Annotated in this window: 15 protein-coding genes; 5 read left to right on the top strand and 10 right to left on the bottom strand. The window is 57.7% G+C overall.

Translation table 11 applies throughout. The features are described 5' to 3' along the window. Window positions 1-267 precede the first annotated feature (267 nt). The 3 genes from ACNJX8_RS09000 to ACNJX8_RS08990 all read right to left on the bottom strand — a co-directional run bounded on the left by ACNJX8_RS09000 (window position 268) and on the right by ACNJX8_RS08990 (window position 2,069). A complete protein-coding gene (locus ACNJX8_RS09000; RefSeq protein WP_439360319.1) occupies window positions 268-702 on the bottom strand; it encodes a hypothetical protein in 435 nt (144 codons plus the stop codon). A 440-nt stretch (window positions 703-1,142) separates the two neighbouring features. Continuing rightward, complete coding sequence (locus ACNJX8_RS08995) at window positions 1,143-1,571, bottom strand: hypothetical protein (protein ID WP_439360318.1); 429 nt, start codon at window positions 1,569-1,571, stop codon at window positions 1,143-1,145. Between the two features lie 9 nt (window positions 1,572-1,580). Beyond that, complete coding sequence (locus ACNJX8_RS08990) at window positions 1,581-2,069, bottom strand: S1/P1 nuclease (RefSeq protein WP_439360317.1); 489 nt, start codon at window positions 2,067-2,069, stop codon at window positions 1,581-1,583. Window positions 2,070-2,510: 441 nt separating this feature from the next. Here ACNJX8_RS08990 and ACNJX8_RS08985 point away from each other — a divergent pair, with 441 nt between their 5' ends. The 4 genes from ACNJX8_RS08985 (at window position 2,511) to ACNJX8_RS08970 (ending at window position 6,525) form a co-directional block, all read left to right on the top strand. Beyond that, complete coding sequence (locus ACNJX8_RS08985) at window positions 2,511-3,674, top strand: hypothetical protein (RefSeq protein WP_439360316.1); 1,164 nt, start codon at window positions 2,511-2,513, stop codon at window positions 3,672-3,674. Between the two features lie 663 nt (window positions 3,675-4,337). Then, window positions 4,338-5,120 carry a TIGR04255 family protein gene (locus tag ACNJX8_RS08980; protein ID WP_439360315.1) on the top strand — a complete coding sequence of 261 codons (783 nt, stop codon included), beginning with the start codon at window positions 4,338-4,340 and terminating at the stop codon, window positions 5,118-5,120. Window positions 5,121-5,124: 4 nt separating this feature from the next. After that, complete coding sequence (locus ACNJX8_RS08975) at window positions 5,125-5,706, top strand: helix-turn-helix domain-containing protein (RefSeq protein WP_439360314.1); 582 nt, start codon at window positions 5,125-5,127, stop codon at window positions 5,704-5,706. Between the two features lie 3 nt (window positions 5,707-5,709). Further along, window positions 5,710-6,525 (top strand): hypothetical protein, encoded by an 816-nt coding sequence (locus ACNJX8_RS08970; RefSeq protein ID WP_439360313.1) that lies wholly within the window; start codon window positions 5,710-5,712, stop codon window positions 6,523-6,525. 834 nt (window positions 6,526-7,359) lie between these two features. On the opposite strand, the gene ACNJX8_RS08965 is transcribed toward ACNJX8_RS08970, so the two are convergent. From ACNJX8_RS08965 to ACNJX8_RS08955, 3 genes are all read right to left on the bottom strand, one after another. Then, window positions 7,360-9,417 carry a hydantoinase/oxoprolinase family protein gene (locus ACNJX8_RS08965; RefSeq protein WP_439360312.1) on the bottom strand — a complete coding sequence of 686 codons (2,058 nt, stop codon included), beginning with the start codon at window positions 9,415-9,417 and terminating at the stop codon, window positions 7,360-7,362. A 2-nt stretch (window positions 9,418-9,419) separates the two neighbouring features. After that, window positions 9,420-11,090, bottom strand: a complete 1,671-nt coding sequence (locus ACNJX8_RS08960) for a hydantoinase B/oxoprolinase family protein (protein WP_439360311.1) — start codon at window positions 11,088-11,090, stop codon at window positions 9,420-9,422. Between the two features lie 92 nt (window positions 11,091-11,182). Continuing rightward, a complete protein-coding gene (locus ACNJX8_RS08955) occupies window positions 11,183-11,404 on the bottom strand; it encodes a hypothetical protein (protein ID WP_439360310.1) in 222 nt (73 codons plus the stop codon). A 429-nt stretch (window positions 11,405-11,833) separates the two neighbouring features. Here ACNJX8_RS08955 and ACNJX8_RS08950 point away from each other — a divergent pair, with 429 nt between their 5' ends. Next, entirely contained in the window at window positions 11,834-12,631 is a 798-nt protein-coding gene (locus ACNJX8_RS08950) for an IclR family transcriptional regulator (RefSeq protein WP_439360309.1), read from the top strand. A gap of 918 nt (window positions 12,632-13,549) precedes the next feature. On the opposite strand, the gene ACNJX8_RS08945 is transcribed toward ACNJX8_RS08950, so the two are convergent. The 4 genes from ACNJX8_RS08945 to ACNJX8_RS08930 all read right to left on the bottom strand — a co-directional run bounded on the left by ACNJX8_RS08945 (window position 13,550) and on the right by ACNJX8_RS08930 (window position 20,984). After that, a complete protein-coding gene (locus ACNJX8_RS08945) occupies window positions 13,550-15,079 on the bottom strand; it encodes a porin (protein ID WP_439360308.1) in 1,530 nt (509 codons plus the stop codon). A gap of 469 nt (window positions 15,080-15,548) precedes the next feature. Next, window positions 15,549-16,157 (bottom strand): Crp/Fnr family transcriptional regulator, encoded by a 609-nt coding sequence (locus ACNJX8_RS08940; RefSeq protein ID WP_439360307.1) that lies wholly within the window; start codon window positions 16,155-16,157, stop codon window positions 15,549-15,551. Between the two features lie 1,020 nt (window positions 16,158-17,177). Next, on the bottom strand, window positions 17,178-18,803 hold the full coding sequence (gene pruA / locus ACNJX8_RS08935; protein ID WP_439360306.1) for an L-glutamate gamma-semialdehyde dehydrogenase: 1,626 nt from the start codon (window positions 18,801-18,803) through the stop codon (window positions 17,178-17,180). 1,176 nt (window positions 18,804-19,979) lie between these two features. After that, window positions 19,980-20,984 (bottom strand): branched-chain amino acid ABC transporter permease, encoded by a 1,005-nt coding sequence (locus tag ACNJX8_RS08930; protein ID WP_439410317.1) that lies wholly within the window; start codon window positions 20,982-20,984, stop codon window positions 19,980-19,982. Window positions 20,985-21,033 lie beyond the last annotated feature (49 nt).

Genomic DNA, 21,033 nt, shown 5'->3' with positions numbered 1-21,033 from the left:
CATTAACCTCTTGAAAACTAGCCGAAAAAATCCCATGTTACGAAAGGAACCTAACCTCGCAGGGCTATCAAAAAATTCCCTTGGAAGAACCAGGATGACCCTGTAGGGTTATGTGTGTGGGAAGTGATTTTGAGGTGAGAACGGCCTCCTCACGCGCCTCGCGGTTGCGAGGCAAAGTAGCCGAAAGGTGAAGAGATCCAGGTTGGCATCTGGCAAGCTCATTTCCCGAACTTCTAACGATCTGGGGCTCCGCCGAATGGCGGGGCCCTAGACGTTTGGGGCAACCGTTAGAAAACCCTTCTGCCGCCGGCTTTCGATTTTCTCGGCCTTCACCGGATAGAAGCTCAAGACGTGGTAGCGACCGTGCTCGTCCCGGTCGAGGTTGATCGCCACGAGAACCATGCTATCGGCCGCAACAACTCGGCTGATCAGCTCGATTCCAGGGTTCTTGTGATCATCCCCGATATAGAGCGGGTCGGTCACGATCCCCGATAGATATGGCAAGCAGAGTAGAAACTCCTTGGGATGACGACGCTCGGCGTGAACCTGAGCACCGACGCTGAAGACCACGTCTCCCGTCGCCAGTTCCATCTCTAAGGCTGCGTTGATCTTGGCGACGGGCAACGGCCCCAGAGAAAGCTCCTTCCGCTTCTCGCGCGTCGGCTTATTTCCGCGGTCCTCGAGCTTTACCTCCTGCTTCATACTGCGAAACGACGTCCATTCATTTCGGGGGCTGAGCGTGTTTCCCTGTTACGTCAGAAACACAATCACTCGTTTAAGCCGACGAGCCACCCTATTCCAACCTGCTCAGGAATCGAGTTGCATTTCCTCGACCAGAAAGCCGCGATCGCGATCATCGATCGAAAAGCCTGCTCAAGTGTTTCAGCCTACCTCACGCGTATCGCGTCCAAGGTCTATCAAATGCTGCCATCGCCTTCTGCGGAGGTAGCTCGGTCGCATGACTGACTCGCGCATCCTCTCAACGCAGGGACTTCTGCCGGAAGTCACTGCAGCGACTTAGGCTTTCGCGCCACGCGATGAACTATCCATCTCTAGCGTGCACGACAAGGAGAGAAGGGCGAACTCTCAAGCGGCTCTTTCACGATGCCAATGATCCTCCCGATCACTTCGAAATACCTGATCTACGGCCAGATTGCGTTCAGCACCTCAGCCAACCTTGCCCCCGCCTTGGCCAATTGCCGCCGCTTCACACCGTCAGCTCGGCGCAAATAGGCGTCTCGATCCGGGAAGGTAACGGTCCATTTGCTGCCGCTAGGCGCATAGCTCGCGCTTGAAAACATTTCTTGCGCAATGAGAAGCGTGTCCGTTGCCCAGCTCGCCGACCAGTTTTCAAGTCGGCCATGATCTGCCGGCACCCCCCTAGCCGTGGCAAGAAGCTCAGGGGTCGCTGCCTCACCGAGATCTCCGGGGATGTCGTCCCACTCTGCGTGGAAGTTCTTGCGATCATCAGTGATCAGGTTACCACCCGCCGTTTCCGTTGCCGGATCCACAGTGTGCGTCACGTCCGGGTCGACAACGTGACCAGCACTGTCCAGATAAACGGCTCCCAAGCAGCACGGCTATCGCAGCATTCGTCGCTGCAACCAGATCGTGGGCTTTCGGTCGAAGCGATCACGCTGCACGGCGACATCATCAAAATGATAGGTGTTGTGGCATCCGCGCTCCACGCCAGACGTCATATAGCTGCATTGTATCCAGTTGCGCGCGACGTAGTCTTCCATCCGTTGCTGCTCATCCGGCGTCCTGAAGGACGTGCACGACACTTCGTATTCCGGATGATTGGGGTCGATCGTGTAGGAAAAAGTACCGTCGGCTTTGCGCATGACGCTCTTTACGCAGTCAAGCCATGGGCCTGCAGTTTTCAAGTCGAACCCGAGGATCTGCGCGACATGCTGGTTGGCATTGTCGGTCAACAGCTGATCAGCGATTGATCCGACCACGCGATGACCCTTGTATCCCCAAGCAAACGAGGAAATTGGGTGCAGGACAGTCCAAAGCAGTGCAAGCAGGCAAAAGTACCTGCAGGCGGACGAGAGGGAGCTGAGCATGATGAACACTCACAATGCGAGCAAAGAAGCGGACGATGAGGAAAAGTACGTATCGGACAATAATTCTACTTGAACTGGTGCCATGGCTTTATAACTTGAGGCGGAGCACAGCACAATCTTGATGTCAGCAAAGCTGTTGCATCAGTCTAGCGCATCCGGGTGTTCGTGTTGTTGTTTCGACGACGAGAGGGGTGGGTACGCAGATTTTTTGCGGGGCCAGAATATGTCGAGGGTCTTTCGCGCAAATCGTTGAGTAAACGGTCCGTCGCACTTGGCACTGTTTGCTCAATTCGGTTTTGAATGTTGGGTTCGGCTCCGCCGACAAGCGGATCGGCCCTGCCGCTGTCTGCCGTCCAAATCCAGGCCACGAGCGCGAGCATTATCTGTACGCGTCCTTGATAGTTTCGCGAGTGTTGTTTCAAATTTTTGCAGGAGTCGATCATGCGCTGCACGTTCATATTACTGGGCTCAATTGCCGCACTGGCCGGTTACTCTACCGCCGCGATTGCTCAGGTCGACCCGAATCTACAGGTTCGCATCGAGAATTTGACGCCTCCCAAGGATCGTAAGCCAGACCTTCCGCAGACCGAAGTCGTAACGAAAACGAGGGTTCAGACCTACACGACGACGGAGACCGTTGCCGTGCCTCCTGCGGAGCGACGCCGTCGCCTTCAAAAGATCCTCGCCGAGAAGCAGCTGATGCTACCGGCGGACGCTGAGGCGGTTCAAAGGGCGTACGAAACGTACGGTATCAAGGACCGCGAAACCCGCAAAGTCCAGAAGAAGAAGGTGATTACTGAGCACGTCGTAACGACCAAGCCCCGAGAAACCACCGTCACGGCATCCGTTTCGACGCAGTCAGTGTTCGACAACAATGCGAGCAAGACCCCTATCCACGTGGGCGACACAGTTTTTGGCACCACGGGCCTACTTACCGTCAATATTCCTGTCGGTCTTGCCGATAGCTTCATCCTGCAGAGCGGCGTGAGCGACCAGCGTTATGCACGCTTGTTCACAAAGAACGTCGACATCCTGGTGAACAACGCCACTTACAACCAAGTTCTCGGTCTCGTCGTCCCCGGCAAGACGAGCGGCACGACGACGTCCGACGTAATGAGCTATTCGGTTGCCTCCAGCACCGTCTACGGGTCTGGATTTAGTCCCTACCAAGTGGAGCTTTTCACGCCTTCAGTCGCCTGGGCTCGCAACAATCAGAATCTGGCCGGGACAATCTGCGGTCCGAAAGGCCAGGAAGCTTTTTGCGTCGCGGGTACTTTCGTCGCAGAGGGCGAATTCACGTTCTCGGATATCGCCAGCCAGCAAAATTTCTCCTCCAGGCTGTCTGGGAGCGTGACTTGGCAAACGCCGGTAACTGGCCTGACCACGTCAGCCGGCGGCTACATTCAAGGGCGGCATTTCACAGATTTTCCCGGCGGTCGTGACGATCTTATCTTACAGGCGTCAGCTCGAGCAGACTGGACGCCAAACAGCTACGTCCAACTCAGCGGCGTCCTGCAGGGCACACAACAGTTTTCCACTGTGAAGATCCTGAGATGGAACGGCTTTGCAGTCTATCCGTACGTAAGGCTAAAGGTCACATTTTGAGAGGCTAAGAGGGGTTTGAGCATACATACAGTGGCTTCGCACTGCGGTCGAATAGCCGCCAAAGCCGCCTTACTGCTGCGCCACCCGTCGCCGGTTGTACGTCCGCAGCCAGCTCGCGGTGCCGGCGAATGGGGTCCCAATCCCCCAGCCCACGAAAACCGGACTTGTCCAGCAGTGCCAGCGGCCGGCTGAACAGCCTTGCCGGTGATTCGAGACCCCCTCGATGAGAGCAGACCGGTTGATCACCTTTACCAAGCCAAGCCCGACGGATTTATCACGGATCATCGACCCGGATTTGCCGATAGGACGGAGAACTAGCTGTCGGCCGCCACGGCCTCGAGGTCTGCCCTTACGCCGGCCCCTGCGGAAGGATTCTGCGAGTGACCGAGCACGAAACTTTCGCCCGCGGCGCGGCTAGAGCAAGCAACTCGGCCCGCGAGGGCAACGTTCCTGGCTGCCAGGAGAGGATTTGGTCGACCACTCCTTTAGCGCATTGAAATCATTTGCATTTTTCAGAGGATGTGTCCCATCTCCTTCGCCCGATTAAGCTCAGCGCTGTTCCTTGGCCAAAAGGATTCAGAAAAATTGGCTTCTCAACTGTAAAGTAACTTGTAAAGTGACAATCGAAGCGTCAACTAACGGTGGAACAGTGGAGCGGTGGCCGTGGGCAAGAAGATGGAAAATGCGCCGATCTATTTCGCGCTTGCTCAAGTCAGGTTCAACCCCTTGGCGGCTCTCGACACTTATATTCCTACTATCCAAGAGAGCTTGCGAAAGGCCGGCTATCCCGACTTTCAAAAGGTCCAGATAGCACATCTGGAGCTGGGAGCGGCTGTGCCGAAAACTGCGGTTGTTACGCGCTATCTGTTCGGGAACGCCCGGAAGACCTCAGCCTTCGTTCTCGACCAGTCTTGGCTAACCTTTCAAACAACTGACTACGACACTTTCGCTCCATTCCTAGCGGCTCTTCTTAGTGGTCTTCAGATTGTTCATAAGGAAGCCGTTCTAAGTTACTCCGAGAGGATTGGCATACGTGTATTGGACGCTGTGCTTCCTCGGTCCGGGGAGACCGTCTCCGAATATCTTCGCCCCTGTGTTTTAGGTCTAAGTAGCAGCTTTCCAGATCGGCAACTTGCCCATTCACTCTCTGAAACAAGAACGGTGAACGGTAATTCGACACTGGTAAGTAGATCGATCGTGATTAGCCAAAAAGAGGGAGGGCTGGCCTTCCCAGAAGACCTGCAGCCTCTCCAGTTGCAGCTGCCCGACCGCTTCTCGCATCAAATTTCCGGACAGTACGCCGTGATTGATACCGATAGCTGGACTGAAGAGCGTGACGATTTTGAGTTGAATCGGATAGAAAAAGCACTCGATTCGCTGCACACTGATATCGGGCGATCTTTTGAACAGACGGTAACACCCTATGCCCTCAGCGTTTGGGATTGAAAAAGTGGACCGCACGACTCCCAATCATTGGAATGGGAGCGTTTTGGTCCCTCTCGTAACCTTCTCGATGCTGCTAAGTGTCGGGACGGGCGGTGACTACACGCCAGCTTACCATGCGCTTCGCGAGAGCAAGAACATCTTTAGCAAGCCGCGCGACACCCAGCCCGAAGAGGTACCGGCGATCACCTCCGACATTGAGAACATTAGATCGACGCTAGACCTGTCGATGGCAGATTTAGCTCGATGCTTAGGAGTGTCTCGCCAAGCCTTATATAATTGGTTAGACGGCGGCGCCATCAAGCCTGAGAACCTGGCGAAAGTGATGGAGCTGAAGTCAGCATCGGACGTGATCGCGGCTGCAAATTTGCCAGAGCGCGCGCTCTTCCTCAGGCGCAAAATGGCCGGTGGCAAAACGCTTTTGGACGTAATTGCCGGGGGAGGCAGTGGAGTTGCAGCAGCGCACGCCCTTGTCGAGCTGGCTCGGTTGGAGGCCGAACAGAGGAGCGCACTGGCCAAAATGTTTGCTGATCGAAAATCACAGAACCTGCTCGGGCACGGAATTCCGAGGTTGGTCGATAAGTCATGACGAATGCAAGAAACTCGGAATGATACTGCTTGGGAGCAAGGCTGCGTCTTAAGCGCATCGAGTGCTGCAAAGCTTGGGCTGCTCGCTTCGGATGCTGATGACGCAATTGCCATGCTCATCTCACACGACTGCGACGTGCTGGAGAGTGCGGCCGTAGAGCCGGTGTGCGAAATCCTTATCGGCCGCAAGATAGACGCTGTCGACGGCCATTACACAAATGGCAAAAGCCCTCGCCGGCTGCATCTAACCTTCTCGGCTGGTGCGGCTTCAATGATTGCTGATTTTCTTGCGAGTGATAAGAAGACCATCAAGAAGGAATTGTTGCTGGCCGAGGCCCCTCAGCAGGACGTGAGGCTAACCCAGGACGAGCATTTCACGCTCCAATCTTGGTTATCGTCGCGTTATCATCGGTCTATCTTTCCAGATGAGTTTGACCGTCGGCTCAAGGAACGGCCTGCCGAAACGCATAAGAAGATTGCTAACGCCATTAAGGGCACCGGAACCGATCTGTTGGCGGTGCTGTTCGACATCGACACAGGCAAAGCTGTAGTTCACGAGGGACCGGATGACCCGTACGCGCTCTCCATTTTACTCGTGTATAATGTTTCGGAAGATCCTGTTCGAGCCGCCGCAACAGCAACTAAGGCTGCGAGCTTGGTCAAGAGCCTCTTCAGACAATATTATTTCAAGGATAGGAAATGGAGAAACATCGAGCTGAGAGAATGTATTGCGGTCTCGGCCGATGCTATCTCGCTCTATCAGCTCCGCGCCACGAAACCTTGGCACTTTGACTATCTTGAGGTTGTAACTGCCAACTGACTGGGCGGCACCGCATTGCTTTAGGCGCTACTGCTGGCCCTGCGAGGCGTTGCGGTAGATCCACGAGAGCGCGTCGGCCAAGTCGTCAGCCTTTTCCATCGAAAGACCAGTGAGGGTGACGTTGTCTCGGCATGCTACCCGCCCCGTCAGGGTATCAACCACCGTCCATCCGAGCGCGTCGCGTCGGATCGTGAAGCGAGCTAGCTTCGGTTCATCTGAAGGCCGCATAACGTCGTAGTGTACGGCAAGCCGCCATCATCGGCCAGCGGAAGGCTCCGCTCAGCCTGAACTTGACAGCTATAAGCCGTACGCCATGGGGGCATCCGGGCAACCCTTCCGCTGCCCGCACGGGAGCCACGTGCCTATTAGCTAGCCAACCTTCTCGGCGGCGGTCTATTACGCCTCGAGCGACCGACGAGGCGAGCATCCCCAGAAGCATCTGGCCGCCTTCGCCGGCATCCTGCTCCAATTGCGGACATCGCGCCGGTCCGCTGGGTAGAGCACATAAAGATGACCGCTGTCCCGACGGACGCAGCGTACAATTGCAGACGTCCGCATATTCTCTGGTTCTGGCGTGCGATAGGCTGCGGCGTCATCGCGCCACGGCGAAAGACGTCTTCGTCGGCCGTGGCGCGCTTTGCGCGGCCCGTGAACACGTCGATTGATGCAGGTATCCTGCCGACCAACCGGCCCAATCCTAAATCCATCGCCCCGGGGCGATGCGCTCAGCTTCAGGTCCGCAAAATCCGAGAATCCCTAGCAGAATGACGTGCGGGGCAGACCACCGGATCTAGAAACAGCAGTTACCAACACTGTCAGATCCGCAGTTGGCGCCTACACTTTCGCACACCTAAGGTCAACGTCGAGCCATCCCAGCGCATTAATCGTCGCACGATCCCCACCATTGATCACAATTGTCGTCGTCTCCGCTTCGATGATCGCGGGGCCTTCCAGCACGTGCCCGGAACGCAACTTCTCCAGTGCATAGACCGGCACTTCGCGCCAAGCACCGAAGAAGACTTGACGTTTGCCTGCAGGGGATAAAGTTGGTTCGGACATGGGCATTGGCTTATCGGATCGTTCAATTCGAGGAACGGCCCCAACAGCGGCAAGCCGTGCGTTGACGAATACGACCTCCTGATCGCGCGAGGCGTAAGTATAAAGTTCCTCATGACGATGATGAAAGCGCTCTTCGAGCTCGGCGATCAAGGATGGCGCGTTAAAGTCGACGTCGCTGAGTGGTACATCGATCTCGAACACCTGCTCGCCATAGCGCATCTCGGCGGACCGCTCCGTCATAATGGGCCCGTCGAACCAGCTACGGAGCCGTTCGGTTGCCTGCACGTCCAGATCGGCAAAGATGTTTCGAATCTCAGTGGCGGTCGTCCGGGCGCCTGTCTCGAGGTGAGTGCGGCTGACCTCATACCGCAAGTCGCTGGTAAGCATCCCCCACGCCGAGAGTACGGAGGCTGCCGTAGGCACTATGATGCGCGTGATCTCGAGCTCGCGCGCGACCTCGGCTGCGTGAAGGCCTGCGGCGCCTCCGAAGCTCAGAAGCGCGAACTTGCGCGGATCAACGCCGCGACGCAGGGTCATCAGTCGGATGCCGTCTGCCATTTTTAGATTGACGAGCCGATAGATGCCGGCAGCCGCCTCGATGCGTGTCACGCCAAGCGAAGCTGCGAGGCGATCGATTGCTGCTTCCGCCGCCGCACGATCGAGCGGACGCCGTCCCCCCATGAAGGCGGTCGCATCGAGATAACCCAGCACGATATTTGCATCGGTCACGGTCGGCTGCGTACCACCGTTGCCATAACAGGCTGGGCCCGGCACCGCGCCGGCACTTTCGGGGCCGACATGGAAATTGCCGCCGGCGTCGACACTGGCGATCGAGCCCCCGCCCGCCGCAATGCTGGCGATATCCAGACTGCGCAGCGCGATGCGCTGGTCCGCCAGCCCGCCATCAGCCGACAGCGTCGCGCGTCCGTCCGCGATCAAGGAGATATCGGTGCTCGTGCCCCCCATATCGAAGGGCACTAGATCCGGCAATCCCAGCAGCTCCGCACACCTGCGGGAACCGGAGATGCCGCCTGCAGGACCTGACAGCACGGTCGCCGCCGCGAGACGCCCGGCTTCCTCGATCGGCGCCATGCCGCCATGCGAGAGAATGATGAACAAGCTCCCCTTGAACCCCGCTTCGAACAAGCGTTGCTCAAGCCGTGTCAGATAGTGCCGCACGGCAGGACCGACATAGGCATTCACGACCGTGGTGGATACGCGCTCGTACTCTTTGATCTGTGGCAACACGTCACTGGAGCGCGACACGCTCAATCCGGGCAGTTCGCGTGCAATCCGCTCTGCTGCCGTGATCTCATGGGAGGGATTACGATAGGCATGCAGGAAGCAGATCGCGACCGAAGTGGCGCCAGAGGCGCGGATGGCAGCGATGGCCTCACTGAGTGATCCCTCGTCCAGTTTCAGCAGCACGTCGCCATTCGGCCGCAGCCGCTCGCGAATGCCGAAGCGGAGTTCGCGCGGCACCAGCGGCACCGGGGGTGGCGTCCGCAGATCATAGCGATCGCCCTTCAAACCCTCCCGCATCTCAATGACGTCGCGGTGACCCTCCGTGGTCAGCAGTGCGACTTTTGCGCCTTTGCGTTCGAGCAGCGCGTTCGTCGCGACTGTGGTGCCATGCACCAGCCGCTGCGTCGTCGCCAACATCTCGGCGCGCGACATATCGAGGCGTCGCGCGAGCTCGTTGAGCCCGGTCATTACGCCGATCGACTGGTCCTGTGGCGTGGAAGGAGATTTCGCGAACACGGTGGTCCCGTTCGCGCCTATCGCGACCAGATCGGTGAAGGTGCCGCCAACATCAATGCCAATCGTCAACATCGTTACTGAACCACTTCTGTCGTTGTTCCTGGACCAACGAGGCCCTGTACCTCATCGCGCAGGCGCGCCTGCTGCGTGCGTCGCTCGGGTGGACCCCACCCTCCGCCACCGGACGAGCGCACTTCGAGGCAATCTCCCGGATGGATCTCGATGCCGACTTCCTTGGTTCGCAGCACATGCGGCGGCCGATCCGCCGAGAGCAGGCGATAGTGATGCGGAGCACCGTCCTTGCCGCCCAGCATGCCGCAGGCACCATGCCTGGCACCATCACCCGCGGTGTTGCCGAGCGCCGGCTTGCTGGTTTCGAAGATGAGATGGAGTTCGACGCCGAGACCGCCGCGGAATTGACCATCGCCGCCTGAATTGGGACGATATTCATGATGGCGGAAGTGAAGGGGAAAACGTGCCTCCGCGACTTCGATGCTGCCGAACTTGAGGCCACCGACTGTGTGCCATTCGCCGATCGAGGACCAGCCGTCACCGCGCGACGAAGCGCCACCACCGGGACGCGCCTGGAACATATGCCAGATGAAGCTGCGCCCGGTGCGAGGATCCTCGCCCTGCACAGCGATTCGGAAGCGCCGGCTCCAGCCACCCATGGCTCGGTCCGGACAAGATGCAGATAGCGCCTTGATCACCGCCTCCACGATCTCGTTTGATGGATGGCTGGTGCATAGCGTCACCGGCCGGCCGGGATCCGCCCAGACGATGGTGCCCTGCTTGGCAAGGACGGTGAGCGGCCGCAATGCGCCTGCATTCTTTGGGATTTCGGCGTCTATCAAGTAAGCAAATGCCATCACCACCGCCGCATGCATGTTGGCATGCGACGAATTGACAAAGCTCGTGCTCTGCGGGTCTGATTCCGACAGATCGACCTCAATCTGACTGCCTGTTTTGGTGACCTTGGCTGCAATCCGAATATCGCTGCGGCCATGGCCGTCATCATCGAGGAATGCCTCGCCGTAAAATACGCCGTCCGTCCAGGTCGAGACCACGGCGCGCGTCTGTTGTTCAGCGGCATCGAGGATCGATTCGATCGCGGCTTCGACCACCGGCGCGCCAAACTCGGCAAACAGCCGCCCCATCCGCCGCTCGCCCATGTGCGCGGCTCCAATCATTGCAGCAAGATCACCGCGGAAATCGTGAGCGTTGCGCACATTCAGTGCCAGCATATCGAGAATGTCCTCACGCAGTCGGCCGGCCTCGTAGAGCTTGATCGGTGGAATGCGCAGCCCCTCCTGCCAGATTTCGGTCGCGCTTGGATTATAGGCGCCATATGTTGCGCCGCCGATATCACTCTGGTGCGCGCGCACGATGCTCCAGAACAGCCTGCGGCCGCCGTCGAAGATTGGCACGAATGCGGTCAGGTCGGGCAAATGGCTGCCGCCGTGATAAGGATCATTCATCAGGATGACGTCACCGGGCGCGACATCCTTAGAGCGCTCCTCCACCGCGCGTGTCGCCCAGGGCAACGCGCCGACATGGACCGGAATGTGGTCGGCCTGGGCGATCAGCCGGGAATTGACGTCGCAGATGGCCAAAGAGAAGTCCCGGCTCGAGTTGAGGATCTGCGAATAGGATGTGCGAAGCATTGCTTCGCCCATTTCCGCAACGATCGAGCTCAATCGATGCTGAACGACGGACCGCGTGATGGGATCAACCTTGTGGGCCATTCTCGCACCTGTTTCAGACTATAAATTCGCGGCGTGACGACCCCCAATGGCCTCACGCGAGACTTAGCAAGTTTCAAGGACTCAAGGACGCGTCAGCTTTTGGACGCGACCTGGGCAAGTGCATCTGAGGCCGCGCGGACGATGCTCTCTATATCCGTGTCCGTCATCGGCAGCGACAGCGCCATCAAGCCATAGCTGGCGGCGAGAATGCCGCGGTTGAGGAACTCCAAATTGAACACATTTTCCCGTTTGGTCTCGCCTTCGCTCATGTAGGCCGAGCGATAGTCGCGGATCGGGCGTTCGGAGAGTTGCAATCGCGAGCTTGACGAACGCATTCACCGCCGTGCTGTTGGAGGCCTGAGTATCCTCGAACTTTAGGCTGCGTCCGTTGACGCCGCCGGCTTTGTTGATGTCCTGTTCGGCCATCATCAGGGAGCTTCCGGTCATGGGCACCGTGGCGCCGACGATGATCGGGCTTCCCTGCTCGGCGCGTGCGACTGCCATCCACGGCATTGCGGCCCCTAACAAAGCTTTCAAAACTCCTGCCTCGTCATCTTCATGATGTGCCTCGTGACGCTTCCCCGTTGCGGCAGCATGATTTGTGCCCGCAATCGCTGTTGACTTTTGTCCCGTTTTTAGGAACATTATTCCGGTATTGCGTAACGTTAACGTGCTTCTGCTCGGGTAGTCAAGCGGCTCGAGAGGTACGCATGCACAAACTGTCCGTCTGGAAGGCGCCCTGAATGACTATCTCAGATGAAACGGCGGGTCCTCTCGACCGCTATATGCAGGTGCTCGAACTTGTCGCGACCTTTCCCGGCGCCCTGACGCTGGCAGACGTGTCCTCGTTGCTTGACCTTCCGAAAACATCTGCACACCGGCTGTTGAAGGGCCTGGTACGCGCTGGACTTGCAAAGGACAACGTCGGCGGGCGCGCTTATCAGCTCGGCGACCGCTTGTTGCGTCTCCTACACGCAACTGCAGACGATGGATGGGTTGCCGCCCTTGCTCGCGGGCATCTGCAGCAGCTGACCGACGAGACGTCAGAGACCTGCTACCTCACACGCCTCATTGGCGCGCGCGTCGTCGTGGCGATTTCGATTTCACCTGATGTGCGCTGGCGGAGCTACGTGCAGCCCGGGATCGAGATGCCGGTGCATGCAGCAGCAACGGCCAAGGCGATCATAGCCTATCAAAGTGAAGCGGTATTGGCCGAAGCGATGTCCACCGACCTTCCCTTGCTCACGGCGAACACACGCAATGACCGTGCATGGATCGAACAGGAGCTCGCTGGGGTCAGGACCCGAGGCTATGCTACGTGCATTGGAGAGATCGACGAAGGGTTGGCCGCTATCGCGGTGCCCGTTTTCCTGTCCGATCGGCGTGTGTTTTACGCTCTCGGAATGACCGGGCCTCTGCAGCGGATCATGAACGGGCAACTACCGGAGCGCCTGGCAGCGCTCCGAACTGTGGCCGACACATTGGGGCGATCGCTCTCAATTGGCGAGAAACTAAAATCAAAGGATACGTCGCAAGGCTAATCGAACATGACCGCGCATGCCTGATCGCGGAACAATGACTGCGGCTAGCCATCATCTCCTGGCGTAGCTATGGCAATCGCCACGCCTCCCTCGCCGTCACCCGCGCCAGGCAGAGCGTATAGAGGTGACGAAACCCACCGCGTAGACCGCGGACGGGATCATCATCGAGGCGCTCGAGCATAGCACAATTGTGCGATGCGAGGCCGTGACTCTGGCAGACAAAGCCGAGCCGAAAGATTTCGAACGACGATTGAGCGCAGGATACAGCATGCCCGGCCGCATCGATGACGACGAATATCGACATATGACCACCGGTTGACGTTGAACCTGACAGACTCGGTGCCGAGCTGGTCGTGGCCATAGATAGAATGCACGGCGCAGCCGTCGTAGGCGAACCAGCTTGGGGAGAACCAATACAAATTTTGGAGGGATCTATCAGATTGGAATTGACTTGACTGTGCTGCCCTGCAGAGGCGATGGCTTGCTGACTCGTACCGCACTCCCGCTCTGCAAAGTGTGGTATGCAATTCTCGCGGAGGGACACTTGCTGCTTGTGGGCTTCTGCGCTGGGCCGAGACTTTCTGAGTAGCGAGAATCGAAAGCCCATTTCGCGCACGCGGCAGTCGGGCTCCTCCACACGCGTTAGAACGGTTTGATATCACCACAAATAGCCGATTCTTTGCGGTGCGAATCGCACATTCAGACTCCTACTGGAGCTGGGCCATGGTCGGAAACAGAGCTACGGCAGCTCGCGACTCTGGTCCCGCACATCCTGTGCCGCCGAACTGCTATCACCCTCGATCGGAAGTCAGAGTAGGGCTCTAAAAGGCCTCCGGCGGGCATGCCGGAGGCCTTCTTGGAGGTTAACTTAGATCTATGAAGTCGCTATTTGTCTCCTTCCGCTGGTTTGACAGTGATTCACCAGTTGCGCTGGGCGCGGAGCAGCAGCGTAAGGCTGCCCTGGTCCTTCAGCTCATACGCAGTGCCCGGCTTGGCAATCGTCGACTGCAGCGGCAGCGTGACCGTGCTTCCGCTTGCGTACTTCTGGTCAAGCATCGTGTAGGCGAGGTCGGCCGAGAAGGTCAGGTTCTTGACGGGCGTCCAGCGTGTGATCACACCGACAACCGAATAGTTGAAGTCGGGGTTGCAGCCGGCAATACCGCTCGAGAGGGCGAGCCCAGTAACGAACGCGCCGCAGAGGTAGCCCTTCGCCGTGTTGTTATACCGCACAGCAGCCCATGCACCGTAGATCGCCGTGTTCCAGTATGGGTCCCAGTTGTGGGTGTAAGCACCACGGAAGCCATAGGTCGTGGTTAACTCCTGACCGGCGCCAGTCACGAACACAGAGTCGGACAGACCAGCGAGGCCAACGCTTTGGTAAGCACCCGCCAGACCGGTACCGCCGTAGATCGCGTAAGTGCTCGCCATCAGGTCCTGAAAATTGTAGCGGCTTGCACCGTTCGTGTACACACCTGACACGTTGATCGTGTCACCCGCGCCAGTGGGGATGTTCTTGATCGACAAAGCCAACTGAGCAGCCCAGCCCCACTTGTCGCCCGGATGGCCCGTCGTCTCGTCCGCACCGTAGTAACCAGCGTGGTTGTCGTGCGCGGCAACGGACGCCTGGACGAGACCCCAGGCCTGATCGACGCGAACCATGGCCACGAGGTCCGGAGAACGTGATCCGCCGCTGTCGATGGCGCCATAAGCTCCGGTCGCGAGTCCGGCGACCGTCGCGCCGCTCACATTCCAAATATTGCTGGTATAGTAGGCCACCTGATCCTGCGCCGAGAAGGCGGCGGTGATGCCCTGGCCGAAGTCAGCAGTATAGGTGAACTGGTTCACACCGGTGACCGTTCCACCGCCGCCGGGCAGACCATCGAAGTTGTTACCAGGATAATTGGTCCAGGGAGCAGAGAACTGCGAGACCGCTTTACCCAGCGTAAAACCAGCGAACTGGATGAATGCGTAATAGACACCGAGCGAACCACCGGCGATCGCGCCAGAACCGCTCGCCCCGGTATAGGTCGTCGAGCCGTTGGCGGCAGTTGTGCCGGTACCCGTATAGCCACCCGAGGTCCAGGTGAAGGTTGCGTCGAAGAAGGTGCGGACCACGCCATACTCGGTCGCAGTGCGCGTATCGATGTTCAAATCCTCACGGGAACGGGCCGTGTAGTAGTTGCTCAGGCGATTTTTCGCGCCCGCCACACTGCCGTTCGCAGTGTCATAGACGCTATTCGTACCCAGGGCGACCTCGGCACGGAGGTAACCACCAAGCTTGATGCAAGTGTCAGTACCGGGAATGTAGTAGAAGCCGGCGCCATACAGCGAGCAGATCTTCACGTATTCAATCGCCTTGGCCTTGACAGGCAAATCCGCAGCCTGCGCTCCGCCTGCAGCAATCAGACCCGCCGCCGAACCGAGCAATAGGCTCTTCACCATCTTCATAAGAGTTCTCCGAATTCTTTCACCTCAAAGGCAATCTCTCAACCGTTACGGAAGAGACCAACCACCTTTGCCCCCAATCATTCTCGACCTGCAGGGCCCTCCTCGAACGCCAACCGATAGAGTGAACCAGCGGACGTCGCGGTGCGGATCATTCCGCCGCTCGCACATTGATGTTGACAGACTGCGTTCACAATCGGCGTGCAAACATTGTACGTATCGGACCAAGACGCGCGCGCCCTTAGCAAGCGTGTTTTAGACGCGTCACAACAGTACGCTTCGCACCATCCGTTTCTATAGGAGCACGTTTCGTACGTTGAGCAAGCGATCTAACGATGTCGAACGAAGGCCAACTGCCCGGGAATGTTCACGCGCACGCAGCGAACTGCGCAGGTCAATCCCGATGTACGAATGCGCAGTTGAGGTTTTTGAGAATGACTTTGGAGACGAATCAGACGACCAGGCGGCTTTGCTAACTCGCCGGTGTCACAGACTCGGGCGCGGCGTAAGCGCCTGAGACAATTCGGTAACAGGTACATGCCTTTTGTGCGAGGCAGTTGCGCGCCTCGATCTGCAAAACGCCGCGCGTCTTGCGAATCAATTGCTGTTCTTCGAACCGGTTCAGCGTCTCCGTTATCCCAGCACGGCGCAACCCCAGAACTGATGAAAGGTATTCGTGAGTAACGGGAAGAACGTTGGCGCCGACAGCATCACTCGCCAAACAGAGCCAGGATGCGAGGCGCTTCTCACGAGCGTGCCGAACGCCGCATAGACCTGACTGAGCGCAGTGCAAGGTCAGTGCTTGAACGTATCGAAACAGACGTTCTCTGATATCGGGGTTCTCGTTCATGATCCGACGCAGATCCTCGACACGGATCCTGTGCGCGTTTCCAGGAATGAGCACAACGGACTGATGGATCGGCAGATGTCCTCCTAACAGGAACGACGCGCCGACTGCGCCCTGATATCCTATGACTGCCGTTTCGAGGATGCTTCCCGCCGCAACTATTCGCAGCGAAATAAGACCCGACTCTACAAAATAGACATGATCAAGCTGCCTCTTTGGCTCCTGCAAAACCATACGCTCTCTCAGCACGATAGGTTCTAGACACTCCCCTATTGCCGCGAGGTCTTGCAGAGAAAGACTCCCCAATATCGTATTCTTGACAAAAAACCGCGTATTAGCACGCACGGTAGAGGGCCTATAATACACTGGCTGCCCCCCGTACGCGCACTCGGTTGAGGGACTCCCAAGCTTTGACGAGCGGCTCAGTAATCTCCGGCGAGACTTCCAATTCGTCCCTAGTCGTATCCGATCTCTCCACCTGATGAGGATCGAAGGCGGAAAGTATTTTGAATGGTCGTACAAAGCATCCGGCGGAAGTTCTGGCGCTCACGTTCATCTCCTGAGTGTCTCGATCAAGGTATCGAAGCGCACCTGGCAGTATTCAGTTTGAAGCGGATCAGTACTTCGGCTTTGGACACACGTCTTGTTGATCGTTGCACCCGAGACCTCGAGATTGCTCCAAGAAACCAATCAGGGTGGATGATGCTGCTTACGCGGCTCACAGCGATGGCGAGACACGCGCTCAGAGTCCGCTAGCCACAGAGACCTTCGAACCTCTCGCTCGGTTAGACGATCTCCAACTGAAGGCTTGTGATCGAATCGTGGTAATTGCGGGTGAAGTGGGAAGCCAATACCAATTTCGGACTGATCGACACCAGATCGGAAACGATGCGCGCCGGCCGTGTTAACGTCAGCCAACGGGAATGAAGCATCACCGACTCCTGGCGGACTGACTCGTCCTGTTTTCAAGCGGCCCCAATCGGGGCTTCAATCAGGCAAGCCGATCGCGAGCCAAGACCAGGGCGTGCCGCGGACGAACACTCGCGGTTAGTTCAAGCCAATTGTGAGCAGATCGGTGTGGCGCGACTGGAAGAGAAAAAAGCCGCCCCTGACGGGGCGGCCAGTGATGTCCGTCGCGGGAGGAAAAATACGACGAACAACGCCAAACGGTTATAAGAAGCGACTTGACTCCAAGCAGCTCTATACGAGCTGACACGTCTCGATGAGAGATACATAAAGCGACAGTTCAAACGCTCAATCGTCAATCGAGCCGCTGGAGAGGTAAGGGTAGCGATAGTCTTTCGGCGAGACGAACGCTTCCTTGATACTTCGTGGCGACGCCCACCGGATCAGTTTCCAGATCGACCCAGCTTTGTCGTTGGTGCCTGACATTCTTGCTCCGCCGAATGGCTGTTGGCCAACGATCGCACCCGTTGGCTTGTCATTGATATAGACGTTTCCGGCGGAAGAGCGCAGACCATTCAATGCGCGACCGATGATGCGACGATCGGTCGAAAATATCGCGCCTGTGAGGCCGTAAGTACCCGATTGATCTATCTTCTCCAGAACATATTCAAACTCGCTGTCGCGATAGACGTAGGCCGCGACGATTGGTCCGAAAAACTCCTCACGAAGAAGACGCGATTCCAGATCGTCCGTTTCGATCAGGGTTGGTGCAACGAAGTAGCCGGTCTTGTCGTCACCACGTCCTCCGGTGAGGATTTTCGCGTTGGAGGATTTTACTTCCTCGAAAATCCGCATGTGCTTGCGCCATGCCCTTTCATCGATAACGGCGCCCATAAAGTTGCCGAAGTCGGCGACATCGCCCACTTTGATGGTCGCGATTTCATCGCACAAGACCGTCTTCAGTGACGGCCACAAGGAGGCGGGTATGAAGATCCGAGATGCCGCAGAACACTTCTGCCCTTGATATTCATATCCGCCGCGGATGATTGCTGTAGCCAATGCGGCAACGTCAGCGCTCCCGTGAGCCAGAATGAAGTTCTTTCCTCCGGTCTCCCCCACCAGCCTCGGGTAATTATGATACCGGTCGACATTCGATCCAACCGTGCGGATAATCGAATTGAAGACCTGTGTTGATCCGGTGAAGTGAACACCGGCGAGGCGACGATCGGCCAGTGCGATCTCGGCGACTTCCGCACCGTCTCCATAAACGAGATTGATGACGCCATTTGGAAGCCCCGCCTCCTGGAGGAGCAACATGATGAGTTGCGCAGAATATTTTGCGGTTGCGGCCGGCTTCCAGACAACCGTATTGCCCATCAATGCCGGCGCGGTCGGCAAGTTACCGGCGATCGCGGTGAAGTTGAAAGGCGTGATCGCAAGCACAAAACCCTCCAGTGGTCTGTAATCGCTGCGATTCCAGACGCCGGGAGCCGAAATCGGCTGGTCCTCGTAAAGGCGCCTCATGAACTCGACGTTGAACCGCCAGAAATCAATTAGTTCTGCTGCAGAATCGATCTCCGCCTGGTGAACTGTCTTGGACTGACCGAGCATGGTCGCAGCATTCAGACGGTCGCGCCATGAGCCCGACAGCATCTCGGCAGCTTTCAAGAAGATTGCCGCCCGGTCTGTCCAAGGCCATTTCGACCAGTCGTGCCATGCCCGGGCGGCAGCATCTATGGCAGCGTTCACCTCGCTCTTGGAGGCCAGATGGGCATCCCCGAGAACATGACCGTGCCGATGAGGCATCACAGCCGTCTCACAACGGCCCGTCCGTTGGTGAGCACCGTTGATAATAAGCGGCAGTTCGACGCGCTCCCTGCTCATTTGCGCCAACGCAGCTTTTAGTGTCGATCGCTCCGGGCTGTTTGGAGCATAGTCGCGCACAGGCTCGTTGCGTGGAAGTGGTGAACGCACGTTAGCGGCTTCAGCAACCGAATTCCGTGTTAAGCGAGAAAGGTGGGTGGAGTGAAGTTCGCAGCCGGACTCGCGAGCCAAGTCCCGCGACGGGTTGGATTTCACCGTGCATCGAATGCTTCCATCCATTTTCCCGCAGGCGACCTCGGTGAGGCCAATACCAATTTCGGAGCGATCTATACCAACTTGGAATTATTTGTTGCCGCTGGCCGAGCAAAGAATAGTGATGATAGCGTCTCGTCTCTATTCTGCGGGAAGGTTGGACAGGAGCTTCTTCGTCAACCTGAGAAGGTCGGCCAAACTGTCGATCATACTGATCCGCCAGATTCCGCAGCCTCCGCAAAGATCCCCAACAATCCTGCCGTCTCTCAAGAACTGCTCGTCCAGGACAATACCAATGTACTGAACTGTGAATATGCTGCGGAGCTTACCGTTTGGCTAACCGGTACAGTTCGTCCATTTACAAAGATACTATCGACGATGACACCTTCGCGTGAATATTCCGTCAGCGACCTATCCACCGATGCATTTAATTTACTTCAAGTCCTCAACGGCACCATTATCCTTCTCGGGCCGACCCGTCGGCGCAGAACGGCGCCAGTCCGCCATCATGCGCAGGGGCTTCTCCAGCCTGTCGCCGCAGCGATAGGCTGTCTCGACCGTGTCGGACACCTCATTGGGGTGGCCGGTCTAACGTCGATCGGAGGTCCTGAGCACCATCCACCGCCGCCGGCCCAGCCCCGAGCGTCGTTCATGCCATCAATCACCGCGGCCGGAGCGGGCCGCGCGGAAGGGCTCACCGAGCCGCCGTGTGCCCCTCTTCCGTGCAAGGCTCACGGCCAGCGGATAGAAGCGCAAATGAGCCAGTTTCGAGATGCATCGGGCTGTCATGTCTCGTTCCTGAGTTCAAATACTGGACAGGCGCGCAGCAAATTTGGCCCTCACGACCGGTGTGACGACCGGGCGCGTTGGCAGCGCTTGCAAAGGTCTGCATGGCGGCGCCTCACGATCGTGATGCCCCACGAGGTCATCAGGGCAAAAGAGCCGGCGAAATTCCCGTCAACCCGGCCTCGATCAATCCCGGGACAACCACGCAATTCAGATCGCCTCTCCGGATCGGGGGCTTCAATCCTGCCTCGCTCCGCTCCGAATATAACTTCGGCCGTTAAACGGAGTTCAATGGACGCTGGAGGGACTGGCAGCTCCGGCCTCGTTCTCTTTGTCGGTCGAAGTCATTAGAGCCTGGTCTTTCGAAGACTTTAGGGGTTGTCGCGATCGCTTTTGATTTGCATTCCTTGCAATACTTGCAGGCACTGCGGAGGCAAGCCCCTTCGGAAAGAACAGGAGCACGACGATCATGGCCAGAGCAACCAGCATGAAGCGGCCTTCGGCGAAGTTGTTGATGCTGGCGAGCCCTTCCGAGATGAAGGTCAGGAAGAGCGCAGCAAATAGCGGCCCGTAGATACTGGAGGTGCCCCCGAGAAGTACCATGCTCAAGATGAGCGACACGGTCGAGAAGTCGAAGACCTCCGGCGAGGCAACGCGCAGATAGATGACGTAGAATCCACCTGCCAGCCCCGTGAAGAATGCACTTGCCACGAGGGCTTTCAGGCGCTGCCACGCAATCGGAATACCGCGGGAGACGGCGTAATCGTCGTTGTCGCGCAGGGCCCTGATCGAGAGGCCGAAATCGGAGCGGACCAGCCAGCGCAGACAAGCGGTCGTGATGACAAGCAGAGCAAAGGCGACATAGTAGTAGCCGAGCTTGTAGTCGCGCAGGAAATTGTAGCCCGGCAGCCATATTGTCGGCACGCGCACCATGCCTTGCGTTCCTCCGGTCAGATTTGACTGATTGATCACAAGTTGCATTACAAGCTGGCTGAAAGCGAACGTGACCAGCACCACATAGACGCCCTGCAGTCGTACGACGGGGAGAGCGACGATGGCAGCAGCTGCGGACGCGGCAAACCCGCCGAAGAGCATCGCAACCCACGGATCAATCCCGAGAAGCTTTGCGGTCAGTCCCGTCGCGTAAACACCGACGCCGAAAAACGCGACATGGGCAAAATTGAAGATGCCGGCATAGCCAAGGCTGAGATCCCAGCTCGCCGCGACAATCCCGTAGACGAAGGAGATGATGAAAAGATGTCGCAGATAGCTGTCCTGGATGAAAATCGGCACAAGGAGCCCTGCGACCAGCAGGACGCCAATCAGCCACGACTTGCTGCTG

Source organism: Bradyrhizobium sp. SPXBL-04 (assembly GCF_051853035.1).
Taxonomy (GTDB): Bacteria; Pseudomonadota; Alphaproteobacteria; order Rhizobiales; family Xanthobacteraceae; genus Bradyrhizobium; species Bradyrhizobium zhanjiangense.
Note: the sequence above shows the minus strand (reverse complement) of the source record. Positions and strands in the feature narration are given on the sequence as shown.

Bases quoted from the DNA above. Each gene is read 5' to 3' on its own strand.
- ACNJX8_RS09000 (WP_439360319.1), bottom strand. From the start codon at position 702: ATGAAGCAGGAGGTAAAGCTCGAGGACCGCGGAAATAAGCCGACGCGC.
- ACNJX8_RS08990 (WP_439360317.1), bottom strand. From the start codon at position 2,069: ATGCTCAGCTCCCTCTCGTCCGCCTGCAGGTACTTTTGCCTGCTTGCA.
- ACNJX8_RS08985 (WP_439360316.1), top strand. From the start codon at position 2,511: ATGCGCTGCACGTTCATATTACTGGGCTCAATTGCCGCACTGGCCGGT.
- ACNJX8_RS08970 (WP_439360313.1), top strand. From the start codon at position 5,710: ATGCAAGAAACTCGGAATGATACTGCTTGGGAGCAAGGCTGCGTCTTA.
- ACNJX8_RS08965 (WP_439360312.1), bottom strand. From the start codon at position 9,417: ATGTTGACGATTGGCATTGATGTTGGCGGCACCTTCACCGATCTGGTC.
- ACNJX8_RS08960 (WP_439360311.1), bottom strand. From the start codon at position 11,090: ATGGCCCACAAGGTTGATCCCATCACGCGGTCCGTCGTTCAGCATCGA.
- ACNJX8_RS08950 (WP_439360309.1), top strand. From the start codon at position 11,834: ATGACTATCTCAGATGAAACGGCGGGTCCTCTCGACCGCTATATGCAG.
- ACNJX8_RS08945 (WP_439360308.1), bottom strand. From the start codon at position 15,079: ATGAAGATGGTGAAGAGCCTATTGCTCGGTTCGGCGGCGGGTCTGATT.
- ACNJX8_RS08940 (WP_439360307.1), bottom strand. From the start codon at position 16,157: ATGGTTTTGCAGGAGCCAAAGAGGCAGCTTGATCATGTCTATTTTGTA.